This is a genomic window from Caballeronia insecticola (assembly GCF_000402035.1).
Classification (GTDB): Bacteria; Pseudomonadota; Gammaproteobacteria; order Burkholderiales; family Burkholderiaceae; genus Caballeronia; species Caballeronia insecticola.
This window is the reverse complement of record NC_021288.1, coordinates 567,844-592,976: the sequence shown is the minus strand read 5'-3', so window position 1 is coordinate 592,976 and position 25,133 is coordinate 567,844. Positions and strand designations below refer to the sequence as shown.

The following is a 25,133-nucleotide window of genomic DNA, read 5'->3' as shown; positions in this document are numbered from 1 at the left end:
CAGTCTTCATTGCATGCGTCGGCTTCTTATCCCTTCCACATGATCGCGAGCAACACCAGCACCGAGGCTGCGAAGCCCGGCCAGGAACTCGAGCCCTCGGCGCTGATGCCGAGCCACGCGAGATTCACATATGCGGCAGCCAACAGGCCGATGAACAGGCGATCACCGCGAGTCGTCGCGATAGGCAGAAAGCCCTTGCGTTCATGAGTCGGCGAGCGCAGTTCCCATACCGTCATGCCGCCCAGCATGACGACGATGCAGCCGAAGAAGATCGCCACCTCGGGCGTCCAGTACATCCACGTGAACATCACACTCTCCCCATCGCGAAACCCTTTGCGATGTAGTTGCGCACGAAGTAGATCACCAGCGCGCCGGGAACGATGGTCAGCACGCCCGCCGCCGACAGCACGCCCCAGTCCATGCCGGCCGCCGACACGGTGCGCGTCATCACCGCAGCGATAGGCTTCGCGTTGACCGAAGTCAGCGTGCGCGCGAGCAGCAGTTCGACCCAGCTGAACATGAAGCAGAAAAAAGCCGTGACGCCGACGCCCGACTTGATGAGCGGGAGGAAGATCTTCACGAAGAAAGCGGGAAACGTATAGCCGTCTATGTACGCGGTTTCGTCGATCTCGCGCGAGACGCCCGACATGAAGCCTTCGAGAATCCACACGGCAAGCGGCACGTTAAACAGCATGTGCGCAAGTGCGACGGCAATGTACGTGTCGGTCAGTCCGACGCTCGAATAGAGCTGGAAAAACGGCAGCAAAAATACCGCGGGCGGCGTCATGCGGTTGGTGAGCAGCCAGAAGAACATGTGCTTGTCGCCGAGAAATCGATAACGTGAGAACGCATACGCCGCAGGCAGCGCGACCAGTACCGACATCACCGTGTTCATCAGCACGTAGATGATCGAATTGATATAGCCCCAGTACCACGAAGGATCGGTGAAGATCACCTTGTAGTTTTCGAACGTCACGTGCTGCGGCAGCGTGGCGAACGTCGACATGGTTTCTTCGTTTGTGCGCAGGGAGATCGAGAGCATCCAGTAAAGCGGAATCAGCGCGAACAGCATATAGACGACGAGCATCGACGTCCGCATCCAGCGGCGCTTATCCTGCATGGTCGTCTCCTTGGGCGGCGGGGCCACCTTTGCCTACGCGGCTCATCCAGTTATAGAGAATGAAGCACAGCAGCAAAATGATCAGGAAATAGATCAGCGAGAAAGCCGCGGCCGGGCCAAGATCGAACTGGCCGACTGCTTTTTGTGTCAGATACTGACTGAGGAAGGTTGTGGAGTCGCCGGGACCGCCGCCTGTCAGCACGAACGGCTCGGTATAGATCATGAAGCTGTCCATGAAGCGCAACAGCACGGCGATCATCAGCACGCCTCGCATCTTCGGCAATTCGATGTAGCGGAATACCGCAAAACGGCTTGCGCCATCTATTTCCGCAGCCTGATAGAAGGCGTCCGGAATCGCGCGCAAGCCCGCATAGCAGAGCAGCGCGACGAGCGGGGTCCAGTGCCAGATGTCCATCACCAGCACGGTGATCCATGCAGCCGTGGGACTCGCCGTGTAGTTGTAGTCGAAGCCAAGACCATTGAGCCAGTAACCGAGCAGTCCGATATCCGGGCGCCCGAAGATCTGCCAGATCGTGCCCACCACGTTCCAAGGAATCAGCAACGGCATGGCAAGCACGATGAGCGTGGCCGATGCGCGCCATCCCGAAGCCGGCATCGAAAGGGCAAGGCCCACGCCCAATGGAATCTCAAACAGCAGAACGCACGTGGAGAAAATGACCTGTCTGCCGAGCGCGTCGCGCAAATCCGGATCGGTCATGATGTTGCGAAACCACTCCGTACCGACGAACACATGCTGCGTCGGGCCGATGATGTCCTGCACCGAGTAGTTGACCACCGTCATCAGCGGAAGGATCGCGGAGAACGCGACGCAGATGAACACCGGAATGACCAGCAGCCACGCTTTCTGATTGACGGGCTTGTTCATCGCGCGGCCCCTTCGGAGATGCGTGTTTCGATTCTTTCGTCGTTGCAGAAGAACACGGTTTCAGGCGCAATGAGATGCAGCCAGGCAGGTCCGTCGACAACCCGCACATGCGGATCGAGCCTCGCATTGAACACATTGCCGTCGCATTGCGCGGTAACCAGTTGATAGTTGCCGAGCTGCTGCGCGCGCAGCACCCGCGCGTTGACCGCGCCGGCTCCTCCTTCCTGCGAAAGGCGGACGAATTCCGGGCGAATCCCCAGTTTTAGCGCGCCGTTTGTCTGCTGATGCGCACCACGTAGCGTCGCAAGCGTGCCGGCGTCGAGCGGCAGGCGCTGCGAGCCGATTTTTGCGCCGTCAGCGTCGAGCTCGATCGGACAAAGATTCATGCCCGGGCTGCCGATGAAGTAGCCAACAAAAGCGTGGTCCGGCCGCAGAAAAAGCGCATCGGCTCCGCCCTTCTGAACGACGCGGCCATTTGTCATGACCACGACTTCATCGGCGAAAGTCAGCGCTTCTACCTGATCGTGCGTCACGTAGATAAGCGTGAGCTTGAGTTGCTGGTGGATCTTCTTCAACTGCCGGCGCAGGATCCACTTCATCGCGGGGTCGATCACAGTCAACGGTTCGTCGAAGAGGATCGCCGCGACGTCCTTGCGCACGAGGCCGCGCCCAAGCGAGATTTTCTGCTTGGCGTCGGCGGCCAGATCGCTCGCCTTGTTCGGCAGGTCGCGCGTCATATCGAGGATGTCCGCGACCTCGTGCACGCGCTTCGTGACCTCGGCGGCTGACAGCTTGCGATTGCGTAGCGGAAACGCGAGGTTATCGAACACGGTCATCGTGTCGTAGACCACGGGAAACTGGAACACCTGGGCGATGTTGCGCTGACGTGCGCCGAGCGCCGTCACGTCGCGTCCGTCGAACAACACTTTGCCCTCCGACGGCTTGACGAGCCCCGACACGATATTCAGCAGCGTCGTCTTGCCGCAACCCGATGGACCGAGCAACGCATAAGCGCCGCCGGCATCCCAGACCATGCTCATGGGTTGAAGCGCGTAGTCATCGAGCGTCGCGGGGCTCGGTCCGTACGCGTGCGCGAGATTCTGGAACTCAATGCACGCCATAAGCCGCCTCCGGGCTGGACACCAGTTGAGTGTCCGCGCCGAACACAAACAGTTCGTCAGGGTCGATGAAAACGTCGAGCTGCGTGCCGAGCCCTATCTGATGCACGCCCTGCAACTGCGCGACCAGGTCGACCGCGCCGGTCAGCGTGCGCAAGTGCAGGTACGTTTCCGACCCGCTCAGTTCAGCGAGTTCGAGCCGGCACGGAACGGCGATCGCATGCGAGGAATTCGCCTGAAGACGCACGTGCCCCGGCCGGATGCCGATGCGGCATGCGCCGTCCACAGCGGGACCGTGCCGGATTGGAACCTCCACGCCGATCGGCAGACGCGCGCGGCCGTTGCCGCAGTCGCTCGTCAGCATGTTCATTGGCGGGTCGTTAAAAATGGCCGCGGCCGCGACGTTGACCGGTGCGTTATAGACATCGAGGGTGGGGCCGAACTGCAGAACCCGGCCTTTATCGACGATTGCCGTATAACCGCCGAGCAGTAACGCTTCGAGAGGTTCGGTAGTCGCGTAGACGACGGTGGTGTTGCCGCCAGTGAAGAGCGTAGCCAGTTCCATGCGCAATTCCTCGCGCAGTTTGTAATCGAGATTGACGAGCGGCTCGTCGAGCAGCACCAGCGACGTGCGCTTCACGAGTGCACGCGCGAGCGCGCAGCGCTGCTGTTGGCCGCCTGACAGTTCGCCTGGCCGCCGCTCCAGCAAATGATCGATATGCAGTTTGGCTGCGACTTCCTGCACGCGCCGGCGGATTTCGGCAGGGTCGGTCTTTTGCAGGCGCAAAGGCGAGGCGATGTTTTCGAAGACCGTCATCGCCGGGTAGTTGATGAACTGCTGATAGACCATCGCGAGATTACGCTGGCGCACGCTGACGCCTGTCACGTTCTGGCCGTCGACGAGCACCCGGCCGTCGTTGGGCCTGTCCAGACCTGCCATCACGCGCATCAGCGTGGTTTTACCGGCCTGCGTGGGTCCGAGAAGCACATTGATGGCGCCTGGGACGAGGCGCAAATCCACGCCGTACAAATACGGTTGCCCGCCAGAAACGACACTGACCCGCTCCAGTTCCAGGACCAAATCGCTCTCCTTTGCGGCGTGCGCGACGCCAGTCGCAGAGGCGGCGCTTCAAAATGGCGTCAATTTGATTTCGCATGGATTACGTGCTGCAGTCGAAATGTCCCTTTTGTTGGTTTGCGTTTAAATCGGGGTAAACCTTACGACAGGAAGAAATGGGGAAATGGGCCGCGGGTTTGGGGAAGAGCGACACGAGGTAGGTTGAAATGTAATGTTGACTTCGGTTCCAGCGAACAAGGCGGCGATCCGTGGTGCGGCAGTTGGCGCAGGACCGTTTTTGTTCCTGACGAGCGGGTTGTTGAGGCACATCGCTCGCACGCATCCGCTCTGTCCGCTTGTTTGCCGACGTCGAGGTGGCTACGCTCCGGATGGCCGGAGAGGGTCGGTTTCGGGCGACCGCGTCGGGCAGTGACCGGCCAATGCGCGTTGTTCGACGCTCCGCCATCTGGTTCCGGCCGCGTCCCTAAGCGGTCGCTCACGGATCGGCGCCGGCCAAATCAAAGCAGATGGCGCTCCGCGATTCCCGGGGCGGACACCGCAAGCGGATCTGACGAGTTCACTCACTCGGCACTGGGCAAACGCCGCCGACGCGACAGGCTTCGCTTATCGTGGCTATGCGACAGACCATCTGCGGATAGCGAACGGATTGAGTGGGCGAGTGCAGCACGGCGAGTTCGCCGGCTCCCCGTCCCGACTCTGCTACAAGCATTCCTGCGCTTGTTCAGGTAACGCGGACGAACGCTCCTTCGGCTAAGAACCACGCCGACATCGTTCGTGCTAGTTCGAGCACGACCTCCGCGTCGGTCCGGCCGGAGGACGCGCGCACGTGGAACAAATGATCTGCGTCGTCCACCACATGCAGGGTGGCGCGTGGCCCCAGCGTCTCGACGACCGACCTCAGCAGATGAAGCTCGGCCAGCTTGTCGCGCGTGCCCTGCAGGAAGAGAACCGGCACCGTGACGTCCGCCAGGTGCCGTGCCCGCTCCACGCCGGGCGCGCCCGCCGGGTGCAGCGGGAACGCGACGAAAGCGAGGCCACGCACGCCGTCGAGCGGGGAGATGGCTTGGGCCTGGGACGTCATGCGGCCGCCGAACGATCTGCCGCCCGCGAAGAGCGGCAGGGCAGGCAGCCGCCGGCGGGCCTCCGCGACGGCTGCCCGAACGGCAGCATGCGCCACGGCCGGCGAGTCCACCCGCTTCGAGCCCCGCTCCATGTACGGAAACTGGTAGCGCAATGTGGCGACTTTGGCCGCCGCAAGCGCGTCGGCCAATGACGACATGCCGGCGTGCTGCATGCCTGCCCCGGCACCGTGGGCGAAGACATATAGGGCTCGCGCGTCCTCCGGCACTTGGAGGAGCGCAGAAACCTTGGAGCCGTCGGGCAGTGCCAGGGAAAGCGATTCTGGGTTGTCCATCGTATTCAGGTCGTGTTGTTGTGGCCGTTGCGCCGATTCTGCATCAATGAGGCATCGGGGAGCGTAGCGTTTGTGGCGGCCTCCGGCAAGGCATTGCGCAGGTGGAGTTTGCGGGCCGATCCATGGAGTGTGTCCATCGTGAACGGTGTCGCTGTTGCGATGTGTCGGTTGACGACCGCAAGCCCGACCTGTGGGCCGCAACGTGATCTCCGCTTTGAGACATTTGCGTATTTGCACGCCTGCATCATTGTCAGCGAGCTGTTACGACACTGCAATCAGCGTCAAACGAAGTTCTCGAAGGGCAGTTCGTTTATCTGGCTCTCTGGAAGAGCATGTCCGGGTGCAAAAAGTTCTAGGTTCGGCCATCAAGAGACGTTCAGCAGGACCTTCACGCGAACGTTCGAATATCCGCTGAACTCGAAGAGCGGACCTACGCTCGTGATCATGTGACCGGCGCTCGGCCGCCCGGCGCAGCCGTGATCATATTGGTGGCGTCCGTGTCCGCAAGCAACGCGAGCACCGGGGTTTCCGTATCCCGAAAGGTCGGGGAAGCGCCCCTTTCCCCCTGCGTGGAACTCACCGCTGCAGGAATGGCTGGCGCACAATCTCGATCAGTCTCGCGGCCGTCAAAAGGTCGTTCGACCACTGACGGGCGCTTCGCCGAAGCGTCGAGATTCCACCAGGGGGAAAATGTGAGACACGTACAGGTGTGGACAACATCCTTTATTGCAGTTGCGGCGATCAGTTTCGGTATTGGCTGCTCTCAAAATACGCGCATGCACAGCACAAGTAGCCTTCAGGACGAATCGGCGATTAAAAGAGTGATCTCTGAGATGACAGACGGTTTTAACAGCCACGATGCGGAGGCAGCCACCCAGATGTACACGGAGAATGCCGACTTCGTCAGTGTCCGCGGTGAGGTGGCAAAGGGAAGGGGTGAAATTAGAAAGGGGATGGCTGCCATTCTGAGCACAAGGGCAAGGAACGCAACGCTCGAAACCCGGGGCGTGGCAATCCGATTTATTCGGCCAGACGTTGCGCTGGCGCACGTTACCAACGAACTGAGCGGCCTCGTAAATGCTGATGGACAGACACTGCCCGCCCATCAGGAGCTAAGCCTGCGAGTATTCGTGAAGGAGTCCGGGGTTTGGCGAGTTGCCGCTTTCCAAAATACACTGGCAAGACCGTTTGCGGCTAGCTCGAAGGGACAAGGTGCTACCGCGCCGTGACAGACGGAGCAGTGGTGATGCGGCGAGTAGAGGATATGAAGCGAGCAACTTTTTTTGGAATCGACGCGGCACAGTTGCGAGCGCTGATGACCGGCGCATGGAGGCCGACCAACCGCCGTTGGTGGTCGCTAGACTGAAGGGCAGTTGCGGGTCGACCCCGGCCACCAAATCTCCCCGCTTCCAGACAAACCCCAAAACCACACCCTAAAATCCCGAGCGCCAAAACCTCATCCACCGAATCCTCAAACTAACTGCATCTGCAGCTTTTCCTCCCACGTGGCACAGTCTCCATTTCCGGCCATCCGCCCATCGATGCGCTTCCCACGCACCAAAGGAGCCCGACACATGCCTCACTCCGCTCTGACCCAGAACGCCGTCGCCGTCATTACGGGAGGCGCGGCCGGCATCGGTCTGGCTGCGGCCAAGCGCTTTGCCGCGCTGGGCCTGCGAATCTGCATCGCAGACCGCGACCCAGACCGCATCACGCACGCCGTACAAGAAATCGCCAAAGCAAGCCCGAACGGCCCACAAAACGTCTTCGGGCTCGAAACCGATGTCAGCAACATCGACGATGTCCGCCGCCTGCATTCAACCGTCATCGAACGATTTGGCGGCGTCGACATCCTGATGAACAACGCCGGTATTCAACCGGGCAGCAATATCTTCGGCCCCGCTGAAAACTGGACACACGTACTTGGCGTGAACCTGTGGGGCGCGATTCACGGCACGCAGATCTTCGTGCCCGACATGATCAAGCGTGGACGGCCGGGGCTCGTCATCAATACCGGTTCGAAGCAGGGCATCACGACACCGCCGGGAGACCCCGCATACAACGTTTCGAAGGCCGGTCTGAAGGCATTGACGGAAGCGCTGCAACACGAACTTCGCAACACGCCCGGGTGCAACATCAGCGCGCACTTGCTCATTCCCGGCTTCGTGTTCACGGAGTTGACCCGCAAAGGGCGAGCGGACAAACCCGCCGCTGCATGGACGCCCGAGCAGACCGTCGACTTCATGCTGGAGCGTCTGGATGCGGGCGACTTCTATATCCTGTGTCCGGATAACGACGTGCCGCGCTCACTCGATGAACGCCGCATCTTGTGGGCGATGGGCGATATCGTCGAAAACCGGCCCGCGTTGTCGCGCTGGCATCCGGACTACAAGGCGGCGTTCGAAGCGTTCATCAAAGACTAGCGGTTAACCCTGCGCCGACGTATTGAGCGCGACAATCGCCTCGAGTGCGCCGCTGACCATGCCGCGCACCACAGGTTCGATTTTGTGCGCGACATCGGGCAGATAGTCGAACGGCGCGTCCTCGTTCATATAAGCGGACTGGCACATCTCCAGTTGCACGGCATGAATGCCGTCCTGCGGCGCGCCGAAGTGCCGTGTGATGAAGCCGCCCTTGAAGCGGCCGTTCGCGATCCACGTGAACGGACTCGCCGCGGCCGCGCGCTCGATTGCTTCCTGCACGGACAGCGCCGCCGTGCGGCCGTCCTGTGTGCCGATGTTCAGATCGGGCAACTTGCCATCGAAAAGACGCGGCAACACACTTGCAATCGAATGCGCTTCCCACAGCAACACATGCCGATGCTGAGCACGCAGCCGCTTCAACTCATCGCGCAAGGCGTCGTGATAGGGCTGCCAGTAGGTTGCCACGCGTCGATTGCGTTCGGCGGCATCGGGCGCGCAGTCTTCGCGATACAACGGCTCACCGCGAAACGTTTCGATCGGGCATAACGAGGTGGTCGTCTGTCCGGGATAAAGGCTCTCGTCGTTAGATGGCCGGTTGAGATCGATCACATAACGCGAGACGCGCGCGCCGATAACCGTCGCGCCGAGAGCGGCAGCGAATGCGTACAGGCGATCGAGATGCCAGTCGGTATCGGCCACCGTCAGCGCGATGTCCGTGTACTGAGTACGCAAGGAATCGGGAATATGCGTGCCGAGATGCGGAATCGAGATCAGCAGCGGCGCATCGCCGCGTTCGAGTGAAAAGAGATCGTTCATGATGCTGTGTCCGATGAATGCCTGCGTTCAGGCTTGATCCAGAAGCTGTGACAACGCTTGGCGATAGTCTGCACGATGCCGCGCTTCATCGCGATGGCGGCGGTCATGAACGACACGCTCACCGCCGACGAATACATCGCGCACGGGCGTTTCTCCATGCTCGCAGAATACGACGGATGATAACCACGTCGTGCTGGTCTGTTCCGCGAGATTCGGGTGACTCGCGTCGAGCACGATCCAGTCGGCGCGTGCGCCCGCTTCGAGCGCACCGACCGCGCGGCCGGTCGCGCGCGCGCCGCCTTCGAGCGCGCCTTGAAATAGCCGGTCGGCAACGTGCGCCGTTCGCTGCGATGCCAGCACGTTGCGCTGACGCCGCAAGAGCCGCTGGCCGTATTCGAGCAGACGCAATTCCGCGCGCCAGTCCACGCCGATATGACTGTCCGAGCCGATGCCGAACGCACCTTGCGCATCGAGATAATCCATCGCGGGAAAGAAGCCGTCGCCGAGGTTCGCTTCGGTCGTCAGGCAAAGGCCCGCAATCGCGCCGCTTTTAGCGAGCGCGCTGGTTTCGTGCGCGTCGATATGCGTCGCGTGCACGAGGCACCAGCGCGCGTTCACATCGAAGTGATCGAGCAGCCATTGAACCGGACGCGCGCCGAGCGAGGCCAGCGATGCATCCACTTCCGCCGTTTGCTCCGCGATATGAATGTGCACCGGCGCGCCGGGCGATATTGAATCGAGTCCGTCTATCACGCTGCGCAACGAAGTCTCCGACACGGCACGCAGCGAATGCGGCGCAATGCCGTAACGCAGTGCGCCGTGCTCGGGCCGTGCGTGGTGTAACGCGCTCAGGAGATCGAGGAATTCATCGGTCGTGTTGATGAAGCGGCGTTGATCGTCGCGCGGCGGCTGCGCATCGAAACCGCTGTATTGATAGAGCACCGGCAGCATCGTCATGCCGATGCCCGTCTCGCTCGCGGCATCCACGACGCGTTGCGCGAGTTCGGCCGGATTGGCATGACGCGCGCCATCGGCTGCGTGATGCACGTAATGAAACTCGCATACGGACGTGTAGCCCGCCTTGAGCATCTCGACATAGAGCCAGCGCGCAATGGCGCCGAGCATGTCCGGCGTGATGCGCGCGGCGAAGCGATACATCAGATCGCGCCAGCTCCAGAAACTGTCTGCCGGATTCGCGCGATATTCGGTGAGGCCGGCCATCGCGCGCTGGAACGCGTGCGAGTGCAGGTTCGGCATGCCGGGCACGACCGGTCCAGTTGCATGCGTGGTGGAGGCGGGCACGTCGCGGATATCCGGCGTGACGGCGACGAGCGTGCCCGCTTCGTTCCATTCGAGCAGCACGTCGTTGCGCCAGCCATCGGGCAACCATGCGTGCGAAGCAAAAAGCGATTTCGTGGATGTATTCATGACTCAACTTCGGTATTCAGCGACGCGCACAACAGTACGCCGTCGCCCTGCATCTCGACTTCGACTTCGACATCATGCGCCGCATCGATGCGCAGCGTGTCTGTCTTCGTCAACGTGACGCGTATTTGATCGATGCGCACATCGAGCGGGCCTTGCGCGCAATGCAACAGCACGGTCCCGCCATCGATGATGCGGCGTGCCGATGTGCGCCACAGATCGACTGAAGCGCGCGCGCCGTCGCGATGCGTCATCAGATTGAACACGCGCACAGGACCATCGGTCAGTCGCGCATCGATGGGTGACTCGCCTGCAAAGCGCGCGATATCGAACGGACGCATGACGGCGTGCGCGTCGAGCATCAGGCCGCTACCGTCGAGCAAAACCAGCACGCGGTCGATGCCGTCGAAGCGCGAAAACGGCCCTGGCCGATCGATCTCCGCAATGCTCGCGCGCCACGCATGCGCACATGCGGCGATCTCGCGCGTGATGCCGCCGCCGTTCTTCCACGGCGACGCGACGAGCGCCGCGCCGCGTATCACGGAGACGGTCATGCGCGCGACAGCACGGCTTGCAGGAACGAGCGCGTGCGCGGTTGCGATGGCGTCGAAAAGATCTGCGCGGGCGGACCTGCCTCGACAATCTCGCCGCCATCCATCACGACGACCACGTCCGCCACTTCCTTCGCAAAGCCCATTTCGTGCGTGACGACGAGCATCGTCATGCCTTCGGAGGCGAGTAGCTTCATGACCTGCAACACTTCGCCGACGAGTTCGGGATCGAGCGCCGATGTGGGTTCGTCGAACAGCATGACGCGCGGCTGCATGGCGAGCGCACGCGCAATCGCGACGCGTTGCTTTTGACCGCCCGACAAGCTCGCGGGCATGGCATGCGCCTTGTGTTCGAGGCCGACCTTCTTGAGCAGCGCGAACGCCGCCGCTTCGGCATCGGCCTTCGATGCGCCGCGCAGCATGCGCGGTCCCACGGTGATGTTATGCAGCACCGAAAGATGCGGGAACAGATTGAACGATTGAAACACCATGCCCACTTCGGTGCGCAGCGCGTTGAGCGGGCGCTCCTTGAGCATGGTTCCATGATCGACGAGCCGGTGCCCGCAGATATCGATGGTGCCGTGTTCCGGCTGCTCCAGCCCGTTGCAGCAGCGCAGGAACGTGCTCTTGCCGGAACCGCTCGGCCCGATCACGACCACGACCTGGCTCGGCTGAATATCGAAGTCGATGCCGTTCAATACGCGATGCGTTCCAAACGACTTCGTCAGTTCGCGAATGCTGACGATAGGTTGAGCGCTGTTCATTGCACCATGCCTCCTGCGCGCAGCCGACGCTCGACGCGATGAAGAATGTAGTTGGTCGTCTGCGTGAGCACGAGATAGACGAGCGCGATCACGATATAGACTTCGAGCGAACGATACGACACGCTGATGATCTTCTGTCCTTCATGCATCAGATCGTGAATGGTCAGGAGCGACACCAGCGCGGAGTTCTTGATCAACGCAATGAACTCGTTCCCGAGCGGTGGAATCATGCGCACGATAGCCTGCGGAAGAATGATCGCGCGCATGGCCTGTCCCGCCGACATGCCGATGGAGCGCGCCGCTTCCATCTGTCCGCGATCCACCGACTGAATCGCGCCGCGCACGATCTCCGACACATACGCCGCCGAATACAGCCCCAGCCCGAGCATGCCGCACACGAAGGCGGGCAAGAGAATGTCGAACTGCGGCAGACCGAAGAACAGCAGGAACAACTGCACGAGCAGCGGCGTGCCGCGGAAAAAGATCAGATAGCCGGTGCAGAAGCCATAGACTATGCGCCGCTGCGGCGAAAGCCGGCCAATGCCGATCAATAGCCCGAGCAGGCAGGAAAGCACGAGCGCGGCCGCGGTCACTTCGACCGTGACGAGCGCGCCGTGCGCGATGTCGGCCCAGCCGGCGACGGCGGGCGTGAAGTCGAGTTGCATGAGTCAGGTCCGTCGATTATTTCGCGCTTGCAGCGGCGCTTGCGCTAAACCACTTCTGCACGATCGCGTTGTAGGTGCCGTCCGCCTTGATCTTCGCGAGTGCGGCGTTCATCTGGTCGCGCAATTGCGGCTCGTCCTTGCGCACCGCAATGCCATACGCTTCGGTCGTCAGCTCTTTGTCGAGCACGCGAAAGCCGGGGCGTGTGCGCACGAACTGATATGCGGCGGGCTTGCCCGTCACGGCGGCATCCGCGCGGCCGATGCCAACGAGATCGAACATCTCCTGATTCTTTTCCACCTCCACGCGCTGCACTTGCGGATAGTTGTCGCGCAGGAAGTTCACCGACTTCGTGCCGACCTGCACCGTCACCTTCTTGCCGTTGAGATCGGCGAGCGTCTTGATCGGCGAATCCACTTTGACGAGCGCGGAGAGGCCGCCCGCGAAGTACGACTGCGTGAAGTCGACGACCTGCGAGCGTTCCGGCGTGATGTAGATGCCCGAGATCGCCGCATCGAAACGACGCGCGACCAAGCCCGGAATCAGCCCCTTGAAGTCGATGTCGGTCCACTGGACCTGCTTGCCCATGGCCTTGGCGAGCGCGTTCATGATGTCGATGTCGAAGCCGGTGCGCTGGCCCTTGTCGACGAACTCCATCGGCGGGAAGGTGGCGTCGGTCGCAACGTTGAGCACGTTCGAATCTTGCGCGGCTGCCGTGCCGGGCAAGACCGCCGCGATCATGGCGATACCGAGGCTCGTGGCGCAAAGAAGGTTCTTCAGTTTCATCGTGTGGGCTCCAGAGGTGTGGTCGGTCGTTGAGTTGTCGTCGGGTTGTCGTCGAGTTGGAATCAGACGGCTTGCAGCCGGGAGGAAATGGCGTTGGCGGTGCGCACGGTCCAGTCGGCGAGTTGATGTTCACGGCCAATCGCGCGCGAGGAAGGCGCCATCAGCGTGATCGATGCATTCGCGCCCGCGCTGCGCGACGCGCGCCGGAACACGGGCGCACTCACGCCCCACACGCCCGGGTCGACTTCACTGTCGCTCACCGCGTAGCCGCGCGCGCGGATGCCGTCCAGTTCGGTTTCGAGCGCGGCGCGTGCGGCATGGTCATCCGCGAACTGGCGTTCGAGCGTTTCGGCACGCGCCTTGTCGGGCATGAAGGCCAGCAACGACTTCGCGGATGCACCCGCGCGCAGCGGCACGGCCCGGCCTTTTTCGAACGAGCAGCGCAACGAGTGCGTGCTCTCGATCATTTCGAGGCAGATCACCTGATCGTTCACGGCGACGATGAGCCCGACGCTTTCCTGCGTGGTACGCGAGAGTTGCATCATGCCGTCGCGGCTTGCTTCGACCAGCATCGAATTGATGTCGAAGCCGAGCGCGAGCTGGAGACTGATGGGACCGGGCGCGTAGAAACCGGCGTCCTCGGTGACGAAGCCCCAGCGCTTGAGCAGCGCCACTTGTCGATAGAGCGTGCTTTGCGCGAGACCGGTCGCGCCGAGCATGTCCTTTACGGACATGGCTTTGCCGTGGCTGGCGAGCGCGGTCAGCACGAGCAGCAGACGCTCGGCGCCGATGACACCTGATTCCTGTTTCACTGTGATGGTTCAGCCGGTCGAGAAACGAAGTCGATGACCGAAGAATGCCATCTCGCTCCCGGTGAACAAAAATGAGATTCCCACGCGGCAGGAATTTTGACTAAGGGATTTCCCTTGATTTGGAGTGTGGCGTTGTCGAATGCGGTGGGGAACCGGCGCCAGAAATACGCGAATGACCATCGGGCACGCCGCTCATCACAACGGCGTGCCCGGCATATCGATCAGTTCAGTTTCACGGTCGGCCGCACGCGCTCGCGCAGCCACTGGCTCGCCGCGTACATCACGGCCCGCTTGACGCCAGTGAGACCCATGATGTGCCTGCGGTAGAGATGCCGGTAGCATGAAGCGGCAAACCATCCTTCGATGAAGACCGGGCCGCGCAGCAATTCGCTCATCAACGCGCCCGCCGCACCCGCACGGCCGAACGAAATCAGCGTCCCTTGATCGCGGTAGGAGAAGGGCGGCACGGCGCGATCGTCGAGACGGCGCGTAAGTGCATCCGCGAGATAGGCGGCTTGCTGATAAGCCGCTTGCGCTCGCGGCGGCACGAGCGCATCGCCCTTCGATGCGACGCACGCGGCGCAATCCCCCATCGCGTAGATGCCGGAGCCGGACTCGATTTGCAGCGCCGCATCGACCACGACCTGGCCGTTCCGGTTCAGCGGCAGCCCGTTCAGCCGGCGCAGCACAGGCGGTCCTTCCACGCCGGCCGCCCAGATCGTGATGTCGCTCACGAGCGTCTCGCCATCTGAAGTGGCAACGGTATCCACGCCGACCGAGCCGACCCGGCAGCCGAGCCTCACATCGACACCGAGCCCGGCAAGCACGTCCTGCGCGCGCATCGAGATACGTTCGGGCAGCGCGGGCAAGACGCGCGGCGCACCTTCGAGCAAACGAATGCGGATGTCGTTGGCGGGGTCAAGCGAAGCCAGATGATAGTCGCGCACCATCTCCGCCGAGCCGCGCAACGCAGCCGCCAGCTCGACGCCGGTTGCGCCGCCGCCGATGACCGTCACCGACACCGGTCTCCTCGCAGCCCCGGGCGTGGCTTGTTGCGCGTGACTGGAGCGCAGCAGGCTCGACAGCAGACGCCGCCTGAACGTCTCGGCCTGCTCGACGGTTTCGAGCGTCAGCGCGTGCTGCTCCGCGCCCGGAATGGAGAAGAAATTAGTGACGCTGCCGAGCGCGAGCACGAGCGTATCGAATGCGAGCGTTCTACGCGGCAGCAGCGCATGACCGTCGATGTCGCTCGTCCCGTCGATGACGATCTCGCGGCGATCGCGATCGATGCTCGAAAGCGCGCCCTGCTCGAAGCGGAAGTGATTCCACTTGGCATGTGCCGCGTAGTCGATCTGATGGCTCGATGCATCGATGCGACCCGATGCGACTTCGTGCAGCAGCGGCTTCCAGAAGTGCGTCGGATAGCGATCGATCAGAACGACATCGGCCCGCCGCCGCTTGCCGACGCCGTTGCCGAGGCGTGTCGCCAGCTCCAGTCCGGCCGCGCCGCCGCCGACAATGACAATACGATGGGGCGCGTGTTCACACGAATCGATCGGATGCTGCGCAAAGGACTTGGACATGATGGCTCCCGGTGCTGTTCAACGATAGGACGAATGCGCGGGACTGACCGGCGCTGGCCGGAACGCTATTGACGGCTTCGTGAGAAAAACTATAAGGTCGTGCAAATATTTGCGCTATTTAGTATTTATAACCGACTCATAAGTTTTTACCAATGTTAAAGACGACCACCTTCCGGCAGTTGCGGACCTTGCAGACCTTCGCTCGCGTGGGCAGCATCTCGGGAGCCGCCGAAGAACTGCATCTGACGCAGCCGGCGGTATCGCTGCAAATTTCGCTGTTGAGTGAGGCGGCGGGCACGCCGTTGCTGCGCCGTGTGGGCCGCGAAGTGCAACTGACCGCTGCGGGCGAAGTGATGACGCGCTACGCGAACGAGATCCTGAGCCTCTGGACCGAGGCGGGCGAAGAAGTGGCGGCGCTACGCGGAGAATTGGGCGGCACGCTGCGCATCGGCGCGATTACCACGGCGGAGTATCTCGTGCCGCCGCTGCTCGTGCGCTTCACGCAAGAGCGGCCCGGCGTGAAGCTGCAATTTCGCATCGGCAATCGCGATGAAATCGTGCGCATGCTTGCCACCAACGAGATCGATCTCGCGATCATGGGCCGGCAGCCGCGCGAGTTGCGCACGAGTGCCGCCGCCTTCGCCAAGCATCCGATGGCCTTCGTCGCCGCGCCCTCGCATCCTTTGATGCGCGCGAAGCGCCTTCGTCTGACCGATCTCGAATCGGCGAACCTGCTTGTGCGGGAGCGCGGTTCGGGCACGCGCGTCGCGATCGAGGGTCTCTTCAAGGAAGCGGGATTGAAGCTGCATGCGGCCTCGGAGCTATCGAGCAACGAAGCGATCAAGCAGCTTGTCGAGGCGGGCTTGGGCGTGGCGTTTCTGTCGCTGCATGCGTGCGCGCTGGAGATGCAGTCGGGGCTTCTGGCGACGCTGCCGGTGCCCGCCACGCCGATCGAACGCGCGTGGCATGTCGTGCATATGTCCGAGCGGCGTCTGCCGCAAGTTGCCAATGCGTTCCGCGAGTTTCTGATTCAGTCGGGCGCCGCTGTTGCCGACATGACCGCGCCGCCGGAGAAGGGCAAGTCGCGCGGCGGCCGCACGGCGCGCAAGGTCTGATGCTCGAACTTACCCGCGCTGCGCGACGCTGTGGCGCAACTCCTGATAACTGCGCAATCCGGCGAGACCGAGTTCGCGGCCGATGCCGCTCAGGCCCAGTCCGCCCCAACATACTTGCGGGAAGATCAGTTGCGGCGTGTTGATCCACACGAGGCCCGCACGCAGCGCGCGACGATATCGGTGGGCAGCGTCTTCATCGCGTGTGACGACCGTCGCGACGAGTCCATAACGTGTGTCGTTGGCGAGCGCGATGGCTTCGTCGTCGGTGCGGAACGACTTCACGCATGCTACCGGCCCGAACACTTCGTCGGTCCACAACACGTTGCCCGCATCCGGCTCGGCGATGACGGCAGGCGCCATAAAAAAGCCTTCCGCGCAGGCACTATCGAGCGCACCGCTGAACGCGACGCGCGCGCCATCGCGTATGCCTTGTTCGAGCAACGCTGCCACGCGTGCGCGCTGCGCATGAGAGACGAGCGGACCCATCGAAACATTCTTGGTCTGCGGCGGCGCGATCACGAGGGCGCGCACGGCCGTTTCGAACGCGGCCATGAACTTTCGATAGACATCGTCGTGCACGATGATGCGCGACGTCGCCGAACACATCTGCCCGGCGTTCGTGAACGCGCCGCCCACCGCGAGCGCGACCGCGTGTTCGATGTCCGCATCGGCCCGCACGATCAGCGCGGACTTGCCGCCGAGTTCCAGCGTGACGCGCTTCATGTCTTGCGCCGCCGCCTGCATGACCTTGCGGCCGACAGCCGTGCTGCCCGTGAACGAAATCTTGTCGATGAGCGGATGCGCCGCCAGCAGCGCGCCCACTTCGCCGCCACCGTTCACGAGGTTCACGACGCCATCGGGTACGCCCGCGTCCGTCATGATCCCGGCCAGCACATGCTCAACCGGCGATGTGAACTCGGACGGTTTCAGCACCACCGTGCAACCTGCGGCTAGCGCGGGCGCGATCTTCCAAGCGGTCGTGACCATCGGGAAATTCCACGGCACGATCAACGCGGCAACACCGACCGCTTCGTATTGACGTTCGCCCGTCACGCCAGGGTCGGGCAGTGTCAGCGTCTCGGCGTCGAAGAGCGATGCGTCCGCGCACAGGTCCGCGTAGTAGCTGAATGTGGCGATGGCATCGCTCACATCGGTGTCTGCTTCGAGCGGAGGCTTGCCGCTTACTTGCTGCTGCATCGCGCTGAGATTTGCGCGCGCGGCTTCGAGCAACTCGGCGATCTTGCGCAGCACCTTGCCGCGCGATGCAGGCGTCTGGTTGCGCCATGCATCGAGCGTGGCATGCGCGGCGCGCACGGCGGCATCCACTTGTGTGGCATCGGCATGTTCCTGCCAGCCGATCGCTTTGCCTGTCGATGCGTTGTGAATCGCATTGCCCGCGCCGCGATTCGATGCGCCGTAACGCGTGCCCGCGATCGTCGCGGCAGGCAGCATGAATGAGCCGTCGTCGGAACGGTTTTCGAATTGAGTCAGCATGATGTGTCCTCGCGTGGCCTTAACGATAGCGAACGCCCGGCATCACGCAGAGCATCTCGAACGCGAGATTCGCGCCGACGAGCGCGGTTGTCCCGGCTTGATCGTAGGGCGGCGAAACTTCGACGAGATCCGCGCCCACCACGTTGAGGCCCTTCATGCCGCGCACGATTTCGAGGCCTTGCTGTACGCTCAATCCGCCCACTTCGGGCGTGCCGGTTCCGGGTGCGAATGCGGGGTCGAGCCCGTCGATATCGAAGCTCAGATACACGGGGCTGTCGCCCACGCGTGCGCGCACTTCTTCCATGAGCGGCGCGAGCGATCTGTTCCAGCACGCTTCGGCCTGCACGACCGTGAAGCCCTGCGCGCGGCACCAGTCGAAATCGTCGGCGTGATAGCCGGTGCCGCGCAAGCCGATTTGCGTGACCTTGTCGCACTGGAGCAGACCGTCTTCCACCGCGCGACGAAACGGCGTGCCGTGCGCGATTTTCTCGCCGAACATGGTGTCGTTGACATCGGCGTGTGCATCGACGTGTACCACGGCCACCTTGCCGTACTTCTTGTGCAGCGCGCGCAGGATCGGCCATGCGATCGTATGGTCGCCGCCGAGCGTGATCGGGCGGCAGCCGTTCGCAACGATCGCATCGTAAGCCGATTCGATCAGACGCATCGAGTCTTTCAGATCATAGGGATTGGTGGCGACGTCGCCGATATCGGCTACTTGCAGCGAATCGAAAGGCGCGGCGCGCGTCGCCATGTTGTAGGGACGCAGCAGCACCGATTCCGAGCGGATCTGACGCGGACCGAAGCGCGCGCCCGAGCGGTTCGACGTGCCGATATCGAGCGGCACGCCGACAAAACACGCATCGAGGCCTTCGGTGCTGCTCGCCTGTGGCAAACGCATCATCGTGGCAATGCCGCCGAATCGCGGCATGTCGTTGCCGCCGAGCGGCTGGTTGAGTTCGCGCTGCATGGGCCAATCTCCCGTCATCGTGATGTGGACGGGGCGATGTTAGGCGACGCGACAACGCCGCGAATGACGAAGTGGGAATGTTTACATCGAGACCGTTCTATGTGAACGGAGTGTCAGAGCGTCGGCGAATGAGGGCAAGCCTGGCCCCATGCGATCAGATCGCGCTTGGTGCGCACGCCGAGCTTCGCGAATGCGCGCTTCACATAAGACTCGGCCGTGCCGATACGCACGCCGATGATCTCCGCGGCCTCGGGCACCGTGCGCCCCGTGATCAGATGCGCGCAGATTTCGTATTCGCGTTTGGACAAGCGCACCTGATCGCCGGCGATGCGCGCGTCGAACTGCGCGAGCGGATGCAGAAACGACGTGGGATGCGCGACGCGTTTCGCGGCGCTCATCGATGCGTGCAACTCCAGCAGCGGAAACAGAAACTCGCTCACGTTGCGAAAGCGGTTCATCTCGGCGAGCGAAAACGGCGGCGCATCGAGTGCGCGTTCGAGCGCGATGGAATCCTGCGCATGACGCGTGCCGCGCGCGAGCACGCATTCGTGCGCGATCGATGCTTCGTCGAAGAGACGCTGACGAAATTCGCCCGGCGGAATCGCGCCGATGTCGCGCACCACGAGCAGCGTGCCGACCTTGCCGCGAATGCCCGCGAAGAGCGGATCGCGGTCGTAGAAGCGGTCGTAGTAGAGCGTCATCACATCGGAGATCACGCTCGAGTCCATGCCCACGCCGCTGCTGCCGATCCATTCGCAACGAAAGCCCATGGGCTTGCTGCTATCGACTCGCGAGCGCTCGATATGCACGACGTTGATCGGCACGACTTCATTGAGAAGCAGCGTGAGACGCGGCACGAAATCGGGCGTGCCGACAGCTTCGATGACCGTGCCGAGCGTCTTGAACGAGAGCGGGAAGTCGGTCTGGTCGTGATTGAGCGGGGGTACGTTGAGCAGCATGGCGCGCCCGGAAGAAGAGGCTGTCTGATTGTAGTCCATGCGCCGCAGCGCCTTCCAGCAAGCATGAATCACGATCTAGGTATTTACCCGCGCCTCGCTAAAACGCGCCTTGTCCCCCCTGCGGGGGGGCATACCGGGGCATCGCGAGCCGGTAACTTTGGCGCACCGATTCGATTGAAACCCACGCATCAAAGGAAAGACATGAGCAAGCTGATTCAGGACATCGCGCCGCTGGGCGCAGGCATCGGAGAGTTCACGCGGCTGGACTACGGCATGAACGAAAGCGACTGGCGCGCGGCGCAAGGTCCGAGCGGCAACTACGTGATTGGCTGGTGGGAAGGCAAGGCGGGCGCGGTCGATTTCCCCGCGACGACGGCCGACGAAGCGGTCTGGCTCGTCGAAGGCAGGATCGCGCTCACCGATGTGAACGGCGGACGACGCGAGTTCACGGCGGGGCAGGGCTATCTCTTGCCGGCGGGCTTCGCGGGCCGCTGGGAAACCATCGAGGATGCGAAGAAGTTCTACGTCGTGCTCGAACCGCAGCAATAAGCGCCGTCGGCATAGCGCCCGAAGAGGAGACACATCATGAATGAAAGCGTCCAGTTTCTCGAAGCGGATACGGCCGTGCCCGAGTCCGGCCCGTCACACACGGCACGCCGCACGCCGGTCAGATTGAGCATCGAAGAAGCGCTTGCCCGCACCAGGCTGTCTCCCTACTGGCTCGACAATCCCGCAGAACCGCCCGCCGAAGCGGCGCTTGCAAGCGACACAAATGCCGATCTGCTGATCGTCGGCGGCGGCTTTACGGGCTTGTGGGCTGCGGTGCAGGCGAAGGAACAGATGCCCGAACTCGATGTCGTGTTGATCGAAGCGGGCCGGGTGGCGCATGGCGCGTCGGGGCGCGCGGGCGGCATCATCTCGACCTCGGTGATGCATGGTCTGCCCAACGCGGTGCGCGTGTTCCCGAACGACATCGCGCAGCTCGAGGCATTCGGTCAGCGCAATCTCGATGGCTTCGAAGCGACGCTCGCGCGCTATGGCATCGACGCCGACATCGAATGGAACGGCGAGATGACGGTGGCAGTCGATCCCGATCACGTCGATCATCTGCGCGCCGATTACGATCTGCACAAGTCGTATGGTCATGACGTGGTGCTGCTCGATGCAAAGGCCACACGCGAACAACTCGATTCGCCGTTGTTCGCGGGCGCGCTCTGGTCGCGCAATCGCAGCGGCATCGTGCATCCCGCGAAGCTCGCGTGGGGTCTCAAGCGCGCGGCTTTGCAGCTTGGCGTGCGGCTTTACGAACACAGCCCGCTTACGAGCGTCAGCGACGAAGGCGCGAGCGTCTTCGTGAAAACGCCCGCGGGCAGCGTGCGCGCGACGCGCATTCTGTTCGGCAGCGGGACCGCGAAAGTAGGCATCCCCGACATCAATCGTCGCGTATTGCAGGTGCGCGATCATGTACTTGCAACCGAGCCGCTCACCGACGAACAACTGTCGCGCATCGGCTGGCAACAGCGTCAGGGCATCTACGACACGCGCACGCAGCTCAATTACTTCCGCCTCACGAAGAGCAACAACATCATCTTCGGCGGCCTCGTGAGCTATCACTTCGATGGCGATCCCAATCCGCCGCGCGACCAGCAGCGCGACACATACCATCGTCTTGCGCAGGCGTTCTACACCACATTTCCGCAATTGAGCGATGTGCGCTTCTCGCACGCATGGGGCGGCCCGATCGACTACTGCTCGCGCGGCTCCGTGTTCGCGAAGCGCTATCTCGGCGACAAGGCCGTGTTCGTCGCGGGCTACACGGGTTTCGGCGTGGCCGCGAGCCGCTTCGGCGCGTTCATGGGCCTGAACATCCTGTTCGACCGCGACAGCCCCGAGCGCGCGCTCGACATCGCCAATCAAAGCCCCACGTACATTCCGCCCGAACCGGTGCGATGGCTCGCCGCGAAGCTGACCTTTCACGCGTTCGACGGCGCCGATGCCGAAGGCGGCTGGAAACGCGCATGGATCAAAGGCGTCAAGGCGATGGGCTTCCCGATGTGAGCACTGCGACTTAACGCCACGACTTAACGCCACGTACGCCATGTTCTCCAATACTTCCGATCTCGATCTGCGTCTCGTGCGCGTGTTTCTCGCGGTCGTCGATGCACGCGGCATCACGGCCGCCGAAGCGACGCTCGGCGTGCGCCAGTCGACCATCAGTTCGCAGCTTGCCGCGCTGGAAGTCCGCATGGGCTTCAGGTTGTGCGAGCGCGGACGCGGCGGCTTCCGGCTCACGTCGAAAGGCGAGCGCTTCGTGGCATCGGCGCGTGCGTTGATCGCGGCGACATCGCAATTCGTGGCACAGGTGCGCGATATCGACCGCAAGCTCGTCGGCACGCTGTCGATCGGTCTCATCGGCCAGATGTCGCATGTCGAGAACGCGCGGCTCGCCGAAACCATCGGCGCGTTTCGCAAGCGGGATCAGGCAGTGCGTTTCGCGATGCACGTCGCGCCGCCGCAGGAACTCGAAGAGAGCCTCGTCAATCAGCAACTCGATCTCGCGATCGGCTACTTCTGGCATCGCGTGGCGGGGCTGTCGTATCGCAAGCTGTGCAGCGAGCGGCAGGTGATGTGCTGCGGGCGCGGACATCCGCTCTTTCACGCGGGACCGCATGTGACGCTCGACGATCTGCGCGCACACGACTGGATCTGGCGCAGCTATCCGGTGCCCGAGGAACGCGCGAGCATCGACGAGCGCCGCGTGACGGCCATCGCGGACAACGTCGATGCGGCCACCGTGCTGATTCTGTCGGGCAGTCATATCGGCTATCTGCCCGCGCATCATGCGGAGCCTTTCGAGCAGCGCGGCCTGATCCGCGTGCTGGGACGCAACACGTTCGGTTTCGAAGTGCCGCTGCATCTTGCGATGAAGCGCGGCATGGCCGATCAAGCCATCGTGCGTGCCTTCTGCGAGGACCTGTTCAATGTCTACGGCACGCGCCCGAACGCTGGCGATGAACAACCGATGCAGTCGATGCAGTCGATGCACGCGCTCGAAGTATGAGCGCCACCGATGTGAACGTTTCGAATACGCAATATGGCGCCCATTCATGTGCAACAGAATGAGCGCCGATAACTAAAGTGCGTCATCCGTAGAACGTGATGCAAGCGCGATTCGCCGGAAGACGCCTCATGGAGCGAGACAAGATGGCTGACAACACTAGCATCACGCAGATCGAAACATTCGGCTTCGAGCGAATCCCCGATGCCTCGCGATACGCGCGGCCCGTCGATCTGTTCCGTCTGCTGTTCGGCGGTTGCAACACGTTTTCGACATCGGTACTCGGCAGCTTTCCGATTCTGGTGGGACTGTCATTCGAAGCCAGCCTGTGGGCCATCGTCACCGGCGTGCTCGCGGGCACTTGCATCCTCGCGCCGATGAGCCTGTTCGGGCCGCGCAACGGCACGAGCGATCCGGTCTCGTCGGGCGCGCACTTCGGCATTCATGGCCGTATCGTCGGTTCGTTTCTCGCGTTGCTGACTTCGGTCGCGTTCTTCTCGCTCGCGGTATGGAGTTCGGGCGATGCGCTCGTGGGCGGCGCGCATAGCATGGTGGGCCTGCCGGTCAACGCATGGACGCTCGGCACGGCATACATGGTGTTTGCCGTGTTGGTGCTGATCGTATGCATCTACGGTTTTCGCTTCATGCTGTGGGTGAACAAGATCGCCGTGTGGGCGGCGAGCCTCATGTTCGTGCTCGGCGCGTTCGCGTTCGCGAAGCCCTTCGACATGCACTATGCGGGCACGCTGCATCACGGCAGCGCGGGTTTCTGGGCCGCGTTCATCGGCGCGATGCTGGTGGCGCTCAGCAATCCGGTATCGTTCGCATCGACGCTCGGCGACTGGGCACGCTACATCCCGCCATCGACGCCGCGCCATCGCGTGATGGGCGCCGTGTTCGCCGCGCAGATCGCGACCTTCGTTCCGTTTCTTTTCGGTCTCGTGACCGCGACGATCATCGCGACACAGGCGCCGAATTACATCGGCGCCAACGATTACGTGGGCGGTTTGCTTGCCGTATCGCCACGCTGGTTTCTGTTGCCGATGTGCCTCATCGCGATCATCGGCGGCATGTCGACGGGCACGACCGCGCTCTACGGCACGGGCCTCGACATGTCGAGCATGTTCCCGAAATACCTCAACCGCGTGCGCGCCACGACGCTGATCGGCACGCTTGCCATCGGCTTCATTTTTCTTGGACGCTTTGCGTTCAATCTGGTCGAAAGCGTGGCGACGTTCTCGACGCTCATCTGCACGTTCAGTTGCCCGTGGATGGCGATCATGGTGATCGGCTTCGTGCAGCGCCGCGGCTTTTATCTCGCCGACGATCTGCAGGTGTTCAATCGCGGCGGCCGCGGCGGTCACTACTGGTTCACGCATGGCTGGAACTGGCGCGCGATGGGCGCCTGGCTGCCGGCCGCGTTCATCGGCCTTGCGTTCGTGAATCTGCCGGGACAATTCGTCGGGCCGCTCGGCGCGCTCGCGGGCGGCTGCGATCTCAGCGTGCCGGTTTCGTTCGCCGTGGGTGCATTGCTGTATGTGACGATGCTGTGGTGCTTTCCGGAACCGGATGCCGTTCATGGTCCGCAAGGACGCGGGATCATCGACGCGCCGTCGAGCCGCTTGCGCGCTGCTGCGCCCATGCCGATGACGCCGCGCGTGGGTCGTCGCGAGCAGGCGGAATAGCGGCGCGGGGATCGGTGCGGGTTCGGCCGCAAGGGCGGTTAAGCGGGCTTGAAGACGACTGCGGCTAAATCTTCGACTTGTGTAAAGCTGCGCACGAACCGATAAGTCTGTCCGTTGATCTCGGTCCGGTTCGCGCCCGACGATGTCGACTCGAGTATCTTGTCGGCGAGCAGATTCGAAATCGAATGGATGCGCTTGAGTTCGTCCTTCGGACCCGCCGGGTCGCCGATATACACGGTACAGACGTCGGCCGTATGTCGAATCATGACGATGCTCGCCGCCTTATCGAGGGCTCGTTCCAGATAAGCGGCAAGCGTTTCCAGCGGTTGCAATATCGACGGGGCATGCGTTTCGGTCCGTCCAATGGGTTCTGTCACGACTGCCTCCTGTCCTCGTACGCTCGGGTGCCATTC

At 62.6% G+C, this 25,133-nt stretch carries 25 protein-coding genes; 7 read left to right on the top strand and 18 right to left on the bottom strand.

Annotated features, from left to right (window positions below):
* Window positions 1-26: 26 nt before the first annotated feature.
* The 6 genes from BRPE64_RS23415 to BRPE64_RS23390 form a co-directional block, all read right to left on the bottom strand.
* Window positions 27-308: a DUF2160 domain-containing protein gene (locus BRPE64_RS23415; RefSeq protein ID WP_016347373.1), complete on the bottom strand. Its 282-nt coding sequence runs from the start codon at window positions 306-308 to the stop codon at window positions 27-29.
* Window positions 308-1,120 carry a carbohydrate ABC transporter permease gene (locus BRPE64_RS23410; protein ID WP_044043121.1) on the bottom strand — a complete coding sequence of 271 codons (813 nt, stop codon included), beginning with the start codon at window positions 1,118-1,120 and terminating at the stop codon, window positions 308-310. Before BRPE64_RS23410 ends, BRPE64_RS23415 begins: the two co-directional genes overlap by 1 nt.
* On the bottom strand, window positions 1,110-2,006 hold the full coding sequence (locus tag BRPE64_RS23405) for a carbohydrate ABC transporter permease (RefSeq protein ID WP_016347371.1): 897 nt from the start codon (window positions 2,004-2,006) through the stop codon (window positions 1,110-1,112). Before BRPE64_RS23405 ends, BRPE64_RS23410 begins: the two co-directional genes overlap by 11 nt.
* Window positions 2,003-3,127, bottom strand: coding sequence for an ABC transporter ATP-binding protein (locus BRPE64_RS23400; RefSeq protein ID WP_016347370.1), 1,125 nt, complete (start codon window positions 3,125-3,127; stop codon window positions 2,003-2,005). Before BRPE64_RS23400 ends, BRPE64_RS23405 begins: the two co-directional genes overlap by 4 nt.
* Entirely contained in the window at window positions 3,114-4,205 is a 1,092-nt protein-coding gene (locus BRPE64_RS23395) for an ABC transporter ATP-binding protein (RefSeq protein ID WP_044042910.1), read from the bottom strand. The genes BRPE64_RS23400 and BRPE64_RS23395 overlap by 14 nt, the downstream gene beginning before the upstream one ends.
* A gap of 718 nt (window positions 4,206-4,923) precedes the next feature.
* Window positions 4,924-5,616, bottom strand: coding sequence for an alpha/beta hydrolase family protein (locus BRPE64_RS23390; RefSeq protein WP_044042908.1), 693 nt, complete (start codon window positions 5,614-5,616; stop codon window positions 4,924-4,926).
* A 692-nt stretch (window positions 5,617-6,308) separates the two neighbouring features.
* Between BRPE64_RS23390 and BRPE64_RS31985 the strand changes: the two genes are divergently transcribed.
* Complete coding sequence (locus BRPE64_RS31985; protein ID WP_160167948.1) at window positions 6,309-6,845, top strand: SgcJ/EcaC family oxidoreductase; 537 nt, start codon at window positions 6,309-6,311, stop codon at window positions 6,843-6,845.
* Between the two features lie 345 nt (window positions 6,846-7,190).
* Window positions 7,191-8,039 (top strand): SDR family NAD(P)-dependent oxidoreductase, encoded by an 849-nt coding sequence (locus BRPE64_RS23380; RefSeq protein WP_016347367.1) that lies wholly within the window; start codon window positions 7,191-7,193, stop codon window positions 8,037-8,039.
* Window positions 8,040-8,042: 3 nt separating this feature from the next.
* On the opposite strand, the gene hutG is transcribed toward BRPE64_RS23380, so the two are convergent.
* The 8 genes from hutG to BRPE64_RS23340 form a co-directional block, all read right to left on the bottom strand.
* Complete coding sequence (gene hutG / locus BRPE64_RS23375) at window positions 8,043-8,855, bottom strand: N-formylglutamate deformylase (protein WP_016347366.1); 813 nt, start codon at window positions 8,853-8,855, stop codon at window positions 8,043-8,045.
* A 27-nt stretch (window positions 8,856-8,882) separates the two neighbouring features.
* Window positions 8,883-10,283, bottom strand: a complete 1,401-nt coding sequence (locus BRPE64_RS23370) for a formimidoylglutamate deiminase (protein WP_016347365.1) — start codon at window positions 10,281-10,283, stop codon at window positions 8,883-8,885.
* The gene (locus tag BRPE64_RS23365) at window positions 10,280-10,834 is read right to left on the bottom strand and encodes a HutD/Ves family protein (RefSeq protein ID WP_016347364.1); all 555 of its coding nucleotides are present in this window, start codon (window positions 10,832-10,834) and stop codon (window positions 10,280-10,282) included. Before BRPE64_RS23365 ends, BRPE64_RS23370 begins: the two co-directional genes overlap by 4 nt.
* Entirely contained in the window at window positions 10,831-11,595 is a 765-nt protein-coding gene (locus tag BRPE64_RS23360; RefSeq protein WP_016347363.1) for an amino acid ABC transporter ATP-binding protein, read from the bottom strand. The genes BRPE64_RS23365 and BRPE64_RS23360 overlap by 4 nt, the downstream gene beginning before the upstream one ends.
* Window positions 11,592-12,260: an amino acid ABC transporter permease gene (locus BRPE64_RS23355; protein ID WP_016347362.1), complete on the bottom strand. Its 669-nt coding sequence runs from the start codon at window positions 12,258-12,260 to the stop codon at window positions 11,592-11,594. Before BRPE64_RS23355 ends, BRPE64_RS23360 begins: the two co-directional genes overlap by 4 nt.
* 16 nt (window positions 12,261-12,276) lie before the next feature.
* The gene (locus BRPE64_RS23350) at window positions 12,277-13,044 is read right to left on the bottom strand and encodes a transporter substrate-binding domain-containing protein (RefSeq protein ID WP_016347361.1); all 768 of its coding nucleotides are present in this window, start codon (window positions 13,042-13,044) and stop codon (window positions 12,277-12,279) included.
* Between the two features lie 62 nt (window positions 13,045-13,106).
* Window positions 13,107-13,856 (bottom strand): IclR family transcriptional regulator, encoded by a 750-nt coding sequence (locus BRPE64_RS23345; protein ID WP_016347360.1) that lies wholly within the window; start codon window positions 13,854-13,856, stop codon window positions 13,107-13,109.
* Between the two features lie 221 nt (window positions 13,857-14,077).
* Window positions 14,078-15,439: an NAD(P)/FAD-dependent oxidoreductase gene (locus BRPE64_RS23340; protein WP_016347359.1), complete on the bottom strand. Its 1,362-nt coding sequence runs from the start codon at window positions 15,437-15,439 to the stop codon at window positions 14,078-14,080.
* A 152-nt stretch (window positions 15,440-15,591) separates the two neighbouring features.
* Between BRPE64_RS23340 and BRPE64_RS23335 the strand changes: the two genes are divergently transcribed.
* Window positions 15,592-16,554, top strand: a complete 963-nt coding sequence (locus BRPE64_RS23335; protein WP_016347358.1) for a LysR family transcriptional regulator — start codon at window positions 15,592-15,594, stop codon at window positions 16,552-16,554.
* A gap of 9 nt (window positions 16,555-16,563) precedes the next feature.
* On the opposite strand, the gene BRPE64_RS23330 is transcribed toward BRPE64_RS23335, so the two are convergent.
* The 3 genes from BRPE64_RS23330 to BRPE64_RS23320 form a co-directional block, all read right to left on the bottom strand.
* Window positions 16,564-18,048, bottom strand: a complete 1,485-nt coding sequence (locus BRPE64_RS23330) for an aldehyde dehydrogenase family protein (RefSeq protein ID WP_016347357.1) — start codon at window positions 18,046-18,048, stop codon at window positions 16,564-16,566.
* A 19-nt stretch (window positions 18,049-18,067) separates the two neighbouring features.
* Entirely contained in the window at window positions 18,068-19,018 is a 951-nt protein-coding gene (speB, locus tag BRPE64_RS23325; RefSeq protein ID WP_016347356.1) for an agmatinase, read from the bottom strand.
* Between the two features lie 113 nt (window positions 19,019-19,131).
* Window positions 19,132-19,977 (bottom strand): helix-turn-helix transcriptional regulator, encoded by an 846-nt coding sequence (locus BRPE64_RS23320; protein ID WP_044042907.1) that lies wholly within the window; start codon window positions 19,975-19,977, stop codon window positions 19,132-19,134.
* Between the two features lie 201 nt (window positions 19,978-20,178).
* On the opposite strand from BRPE64_RS23320, the gene BRPE64_RS23315 reads away from it, so the two are divergent.
* The 4 genes from BRPE64_RS23315 (at window position 20,179) to BRPE64_RS23300 (ending at window position 24,720) form a co-directional block, all read left to right on the top strand.
* A complete protein-coding gene (locus tag BRPE64_RS23315; RefSeq protein ID WP_016347354.1) occupies window positions 20,179-20,526 on the top strand; it encodes a cupin domain-containing protein in 348 nt (115 codons plus the stop codon).
* Between the two features lie 36 nt (window positions 20,527-20,562).
* Window positions 20,563-22,035 (top strand): NAD(P)/FAD-dependent oxidoreductase, encoded by a 1,473-nt coding sequence (locus tag BRPE64_RS23310; RefSeq protein ID WP_016347353.1) that lies wholly within the window; start codon window positions 20,563-20,565, stop codon window positions 22,033-22,035.
* 40 nt (window positions 22,036-22,075) lie between these two features.
* Window positions 22,076-23,038, top strand: a complete 963-nt coding sequence (locus BRPE64_RS23305) for a LysR family transcriptional regulator (protein WP_016347352.1) — start codon at window positions 22,076-22,078, stop codon at window positions 23,036-23,038.
* A 143-nt stretch (window positions 23,039-23,181) separates the two neighbouring features.
* A complete protein-coding gene (locus BRPE64_RS23300) occupies window positions 23,182-24,720 on the top strand; it encodes a purine-cytosine permease family protein (RefSeq protein WP_044042906.1) in 1,539 nt (512 codons plus the stop codon).
* Window positions 24,721-24,758: 38 nt separating this feature from the next.
* Here BRPE64_RS23300 and BRPE64_RS23295 read toward each other — a convergent pair whose 3' ends face one another.
* On the bottom strand, window positions 24,759-25,097 hold the full coding sequence (locus tag BRPE64_RS23295) for a hypothetical protein (RefSeq protein WP_051180525.1): 339 nt from the start codon (window positions 25,095-25,097) through the stop codon (window positions 24,759-24,761).
* Between the last annotated feature and the right edge of the window lie 36 nt (window positions 25,098-25,133).

Coding starts and splice junctions, on each gene's coding strand:
- BRPE64_RS23415 (WP_016347373.1), bottom strand. CDS start 308: ATGTTCACGTGGATGTACTGGACGCCCGAGGTGGCGATCTTCTTCGGC.
- BRPE64_RS23410 (WP_044043121.1), bottom strand. CDS start 1,120: ATGCAGGATAAGCGCCGCTGGATGCGGACGTCGATGCTCGTCGTCTAT.
- BRPE64_RS23405 (WP_016347371.1), bottom strand. CDS start 2,006: ATGAACAAGCCCGTCAATCAGAAAGCGTGGCTGCTGGTCATTCCGGTG.
- BRPE64_RS23400 (WP_016347370.1), bottom strand. CDS start 3,127: ATGGCGTGCATTGAGTTCCAGAATCTCGCGCACGCGTACGGACCGAGC.
- BRPE64_RS23390 (WP_044042908.1), bottom strand. CDS start 5,616: ATGGACAACCCAGAATCGCTTTCCCTGGCACTGCCCGACGGCTCCAAG.
- BRPE64_RS23380 (WP_016347367.1), top strand. CDS start 7,191: ATGCCTCACTCCGCTCTGACCCAGAACGCCGTCGCCGTCATTACGGGA.
- hutG (WP_016347366.1), bottom strand. CDS start 8,855: ATGAACGATCTCTTTTCACTCGAACGCGGCGATGCGCCGCTGCTGATC.
- BRPE64_RS23370 (WP_016347365.1), bottom strand. CDS start 10,283: ATGAATACATCCACGAAATCGCTTTTTGCTTCGCACGCATGGTTGCCC.
- BRPE64_RS23365 (WP_016347364.1), bottom strand. CDS start 10,834: ATGACCGTCTCCGTGATACGCGGCGCGGCGCTCGTCGCGTCGCCGTGG.
- BRPE64_RS23360 (WP_016347363.1), bottom strand. CDS start 11,595: ATGAACAGCGCTCAACCTATCGTCAGCATTCGCGAACTGACGAAGTCG.
- BRPE64_RS23355 (WP_016347362.1), bottom strand. CDS start 12,260: ATGCAACTCGACTTCACGCCCGCCGTCGCCGGCTGGGCCGACATCGCG.
- BRPE64_RS23350 (WP_016347361.1), bottom strand. CDS start 13,044: ATGAAACTGAAGAACCTTCTTTGCGCCACGAGCCTCGGTATCGCCATG.
- BRPE64_RS23340 (WP_016347359.1), bottom strand. CDS start 15,439: ATGTCCAAGTCCTTTGCGCAGCATCCGATCGATTCGTGTGAACACGCG.
- BRPE64_RS23335 (WP_016347358.1), top strand. CDS start 15,592: ATGTTAAAGACGACCACCTTCCGGCAGTTGCGGACCTTGCAGACCTTC.
- BRPE64_RS23330 (WP_016347357.1), bottom strand. CDS start 18,048: ATGCTGACTCAATTCGAAAACCGTTCCGACGACGGCTCATTCATGCTG.
- speB (WP_016347356.1), bottom strand. CDS start 19,018: ATGCAGCGCGAACTCAACCAGCCGCTCGGCGGCAACGACATGCCGCGA.
- BRPE64_RS23320 (WP_044042907.1), bottom strand. CDS start 19,977: ATGCTGCTCAACGTACCCCCGCTCAATCACGACCAGACCGACTTCCCG.
- BRPE64_RS23315 (WP_016347354.1), top strand. CDS start 20,179: ATGAGCAAGCTGATTCAGGACATCGCGCCGCTGGGCGCAGGCATCGGA.
- BRPE64_RS23310 (WP_016347353.1), top strand. CDS start 20,563: ATGAATGAAAGCGTCCAGTTTCTCGAAGCGGATACGGCCGTGCCCGAG.
- BRPE64_RS23305 (WP_016347352.1), top strand. CDS start 22,076: ATGTTCTCCAATACTTCCGATCTCGATCTGCGTCTCGTGCGCGTGTTT.
- BRPE64_RS23300 (WP_044042906.1), top strand. CDS start 23,182: ATGGCTGACAACACTAGCATCACGCAGATCGAAACATTCGGCTTCGAG.